The sequence below is a fragment of the Polaromonas sp. genome (genome assembly GCF_013817205.1).
GTDB lineage: Bacteria > Pseudomonadota > Gammaproteobacteria > Burkholderiales > Burkholderiaceae_C > Polaromonas.
In genome coordinates this window covers 1-4704 of the sequence record NZ_JACDDD010000131.1, presented here as the reverse complement: position 1 = coordinate 4704, position 4704 = coordinate 1, and the positions used below count along the sequence as shown (strand labels likewise).

The 4704-nt window shown below is 62.6% G+C and carries 4 protein-coding genes and 1 pseudogene; 3 read left to right on the top strand and 2 right to left on the bottom strand.

The genetic code is table 11. The annotated features are described in order from the left end of the window. Nucleotides 1-301: pseudogene (locus H0W47_RS18245) on the top strand (hypothetical protein); the annotation flags it as partial. On the opposite strand, the gene H0W47_RS18240 reads toward H0W47_RS18245, so the two are convergent. Beyond that, nucleotides 286-2136, bottom strand: a complete 1851-nt coding sequence (locus H0W47_RS18240; protein ID WP_296926982.1) for a 7TM diverse intracellular signaling domain-containing protein — start codon at nt 2134-2136, stop codon at nt 286-288. The pseudogene H0W47_RS18245 and the gene H0W47_RS18240 overlap by 16 nt on opposite strands. A gap of 31 nt (nt 2137-2167) precedes the next feature. Between H0W47_RS18240 and ychF the strand changes: the two genes are divergently transcribed. Beyond that, nucleotides 2168-3259, top strand: coding sequence for a redox-regulated ATPase YchF (gene ychF, locus H0W47_RS18235; protein ID WP_296926980.1), 1092 nt, complete (start codon nt 2168-2170; stop codon nt 3257-3259). A 119-nt stretch (nt 3260-3378) separates the two neighbouring features. After that, nucleotides 3379-4128, top strand: a complete 750-nt coding sequence (locus H0W47_RS18230) for an rRNA pseudouridine synthase (RefSeq protein WP_296926978.1) — start codon at nt 3379-3381, stop codon at nt 4126-4128. 190 nt (nt 4129-4318) lie between these two features. Here H0W47_RS18230 and H0W47_RS18225 read toward each other — a convergent pair. Next, nucleotides 4319-4704 (bottom strand): VTT domain-containing protein (locus tag H0W47_RS18225; RefSeq protein WP_296926976.1); only part of this gene is annotated, 386 nt, incomplete at its 5' end.

Below are 4704 nucleotides of genomic sequence, written 5' to 3'. Positions count from 1 at the left end.
TGCATCGCCAGCGCGCTGGCGATGCAACTCAATCTTTAACCATCACGGAAATCAATTAACCTTCAATCTCGGACTTCCTCACAATGAATGGTACGACGAGAGGGGGCAGGTCACGATTCCCAATATTGATCCTGCCACGGCCAACAGCAGCCCGGAGGTCAACGACATGCTGCAGCGCTATCGCCAGGATCCGATCCTGGGCGGCGCGCTGAGTTTTGGCATGAACCTGATCCGCCTCGATGGCGAGGACCACCTGCTTCGCGTCGGGCAGGCTGTTACGGCCAACTACCGCTTCGATTGACCGGGCGCTCCTGGCGGCTGCGATCGGCCCGCCTGCCAGGCCGGTTGACTGTCGTTATCGGAATCGCCGAGCACGGAGTCCACGTCCAGAGGCATGGGTTGCGTCAAAGCGGGCTCCAGAAAACGGATGGGGCGACGTGTGCGGGCCGCCATCCCGCTTAGCAGCTCGTTCAGGGCTTGCGCAAGCTGCGGGCCATCCATCAGGTTTTCAGTCAGCAACACGCCGGCAACGTGAAACTGCAGGACAACCTCGGGTTTCAGGCCCTTGAGCGGCATCAGGCCTGCAGCAATCAGGCGCGCTGCCAGACCGGTGACCGGATCGCGGGTGGATACCCCTTCCATGATCAGGCCGAAGCGTGCCTCGTCAACCCGGCCCACGGTATCGACATCGCGCAGGATGCGCCGCAGCTTGATCACGCTGCGCAGCAGGCTTTGCTCTGCGACCGTGATGCCGTGAATGCGCTTGACGTAGCCGTAATTCACCAACTCCACGTAGACGACTGCGGCGGCTTCCTTGTCGCGCCGGGCGCGAGTCACCGTCTGATGAAGCCGGTCATTAAAGATATGTTTGGCCAGCAGGCCGGTCAGCGCGTCGTGGCTGGCCATGGCCTGCTCGCGTGCCTCCACACCATGGCGTTCGCGCGAGCGTATGTTCAGCGCCACCAACAGCAAGGGCACTTCGACGGCCAGCGACAGCATGAAGGCATACTGGGACAGCCAGGTGGTGGCCACCCAGCCGAAAGTGCGTGCCACCACCAGCAAGGTGGCCAAGGACAGCGGCGCAAAACCTGCCAACACCCAGGCACCGACCGGGTCCTTGCGACGCCAGGCAGCATAGGCAATGCCGATACTCAAGACGACGACTATCACGAGGTAGATGCCGATCAGGCGCACGCCCCAGTGCCGGTTCATGACAAGGTAAGCCAACGCAAGCACCGGGCCGGCGAGGCCGGTGCCATACACGACATGATCAAACCAGCGGTGGCGCGCCGTGATCCCGCACAGCGAACGCACCACCAGCAAGCCGGCGCTGCCGCCTATCAGGCCCAGAAACCCCTGGGCGTAGTTGTTCCAAACGGGGGAATTGTTCCAGAAAAAGTGCCCCGACATTCCGCTGGTCGTGGCAACCACCAGCGCCATGATGGTGACATAGACGGCATACCAGCCGTAGGCCTGGTCGCTGTAGACCCAGCCCTGCGTGGCTCCGGCGACGATCAACAGCAGCAGCGCCCCGAAAACCACACCAATGACCAGATAGTCGAGTTGCAGGCGCTGCCTCAGGGCCGTGCTGGCAATGGCATGGACCGGAATATTGACCGGGGTCGCATGCTGGATACGCACATACACGTCGTGCACCCCGTTGTCAGGCAAGAGCAATTGAAACTGCGCGTAGCGTCCGGGCTCCGGCCAGCTCGAGACCGGTACGGTGTCGCCAGCGGTCTGGCCATGCCACCGGCCATTTTTGTCACGCTGAAACAGCGTGACCTGGTCGAGCAGTGGCAGCGGAAACTCCAGAAGCCAATCCTGCCTGGAGTCGACCGGCTTGCGAAAGCGATAGTGTTGCCACAGCGCGCCCCGGGCTCCCAGCCGGTAAGTCGTGTTGGCTTGCATGGGCATCATGGCCGCGCTGTAGGCGCCGGTCGCCATCTGCTCCATCGCGGCCCCGGCCTGAGTGTCTACCCATGCCAAACCGCTGGCCTGCAGGTCTGTGACCGGCGCCGCGTCGGTTAACACGATGACGGGCTGGGCCTGACTGGCGGTGCCCGACAGCCCCAGCAAGGCAGCCATCAGCAGGGCTACCACAAGGCCTGCACCTTGCCTGATGGCATATCGCATACACTTCTCAGCCTGTTTTTGAAGGTTTGTCATGAGTTTGAAGTGCGGCATTGTAGGCTTGCCTAACGTCGGAAAATCCACCTTGTTCAACGCGTTGACCAAGGCGGGGATCGCGGCTGAAAATTACCCTTTCTGCACGATTGAGCCCAATGTGGGCATTGTGGAGGTCCCAGACCCGAGACTGGCCCAGTTGGCGGCAATCGTCAATCCGGAAAAGATCCAGTCCGCCATCGTGGAGTTTGTGGACATCGCCGGCCTGGTGGCCGGCGCCAGCACGGGCGAAGGCCTGGGCAACAAGTTCCTGGCCCACATCCGCGAGACCGACGCCACCGTCAATGTGGTGCGCTGCTTCGAGGACGACAACGTGATTCATGTCGCGGGCAAGGTGGACCCCATTTCCGACATCGAGGTGATCCAGACCGAACTGTGCCTGGCCGACCTCGCCGCCGTCGAAAAGGCCTTGCACCGGGTGACCAAGCTGGCGCGCTCGGGCGACAAGGAGTCGATCAAGCTGGTGGCCATCCTCGAAAAATGCCAGTTGGCGCTCAACGACACCAAACCGGTGCGTACCATTGACTTCAGCAAGGAAGAGTTGCCGCTGCTCAAGCAGTTCTTCCTCATCACCGCCAAGCCGGCCATGTTTGTGGCCAATGTGGCCGAAGACGGTTTCGAGAACAACCCATTCCTGGACCGTCTCAAGGCCTACGCTGCCGAACAGAAGGCGCCGGTGGTCGCCATCTGCGCCAAGATGGAAGCCGAGATGGCCGATATGGAGGAAGAGGACAAGAAAATGTTCCTCGCCGAGATTGGCCAGAATGAACCCGGCCTGAACCGCCTGATTGTGGCGGCCTACAAGCTGCTGGGCCTGCAGACCTACTTCACCGCCGGCGTCAAGGAAGTGCGCGCCTGGACCATCCATGTCGGCGACACCGGTCCGCAGGCGGCTGGCGTGATCCACACCGACTTTGAAAAAGGCTACATCCGTGCCCAAACCATCGCCTTTGACGATTACATCGCCTTCAAGGGCGAGCAGGGCGCCAAGGACGCGGGCAAGATGCGCAGCGAAGGCAAGGAATACGTCGTCAAGGATGGCGACGTGATGAATTTCCTGTTCAGCAGCTAGATGTGCACACCCCTGCCTGGGCTCACTGCGTGTAGCCCATCCTCCCCTTGCAGGGGACGCCTCCTGTCGCCCGGCAGAGCCGGTTCGCCGGCGGCGCTTGAAAGGACAGCGCAGATCGAATGACAGAACCCGTCCGCCTCGCCAAAGCCTTGGCCCAGATGCTCAACTGTTCACGCCGTGAGGCCGAGCAGTACATCGAGGGTGGCTGGGTGCGGGTCGATGGCGTGGTGGTGGAGGAACCCCAGTTTCGTGTGGGCGGCCAGAAGATCGAGCTCGATCGCGACGCCAGCCTGCTGGCGCTCACGCCCATGACCCTGCTGCTGCACAAACCGGCGGGCCATGAGGCCGGTCTTCACGGCGCGTCACGCCAGCCCCCTCCTTCTGCCCTTCAATTGCTGGTACCGGCGAACCGGTCAGCGGACGACCGCTCCGGCATCCGCCCGCTCAAGAAACATTTCAGCGCGCAGGCCTTGGTCACCCCCCTGGCCACGCCGGCCGGCGGCCTCGTGGTGTTCACCCAGGACTGGCGCGTGGCGCGCAAACTCAGCGAAGACGCTTCGGTGATGGAGCATGAAGTGATTGTCGAAGTGACCGGCCAACTGGTGCCCGGCGGACTGGAGCGGCTCAACCGCGTGGATCACGGCTTTACCTACAACGGTGTATTGCTGCCGCCGGCCAAGGTCAGCTGGCAAAACGAGACACGGCTGCGTTTTGCCCTGAAGGGCGAGCAGCCCGGGCAGATCGCCTACATGTGTGAAGCCGTGGGGCTGAACGTGCAGGCCATGAAACGCATTCGCGTCGGCCGTGTATCCATGAGCAGTCTGGCGCCCGGCCGGTGGCGGTACCTTCTGTCAACCGAGCGTTTTTAGTTTTTCAAGCCGGGGCCGCGGAACCGGCTTTGCCGGCCCGCAGGCGCAGCGGCCCCCTCGGGGGCTGGTGCCTGCGGCTACGAACCTGCTTGAGCAGGTTTGGACAGGTGCCAGAAGCGAAGCCTCCGGCGAGCGGCGGCCTGCAAGGTGCTGCGAACTACACGCAGTGAGTGAGCGTGGGGGTCATGTTCTAGCCCCCCAAAAAGTTGAAGCCGCCGGGGAAGACCCAGATCAACGCGCCTGTCATCATGAAATAACGCGCGAACTTGCCAATGGCCATGTAGGCCACGCAGGGCCAGAACGGAAACTTGAGCCAGCCTGCCACCGCACACAGTGGGTCGCCAACAGCCGGCAACCAGGCCAGCAGGCAGGCCTTGGGCCCCAGCTTTTCAAGCCAGCGTATGGCCCTGCCGTGGTGCGAGGAGTGCGAGTATTTGTCGACCACCTTGTGCGCGCCGTAGCCCAGCCACCAGTCCAGCATGCCGCCCAGCGTGTTGCCCGCGGTCGCCACGAAGACGGCGCTCCAGAACAGGGAGGGGTTGAGCTTGAGCAGGCCGAACAGCACCGGCTCCGATC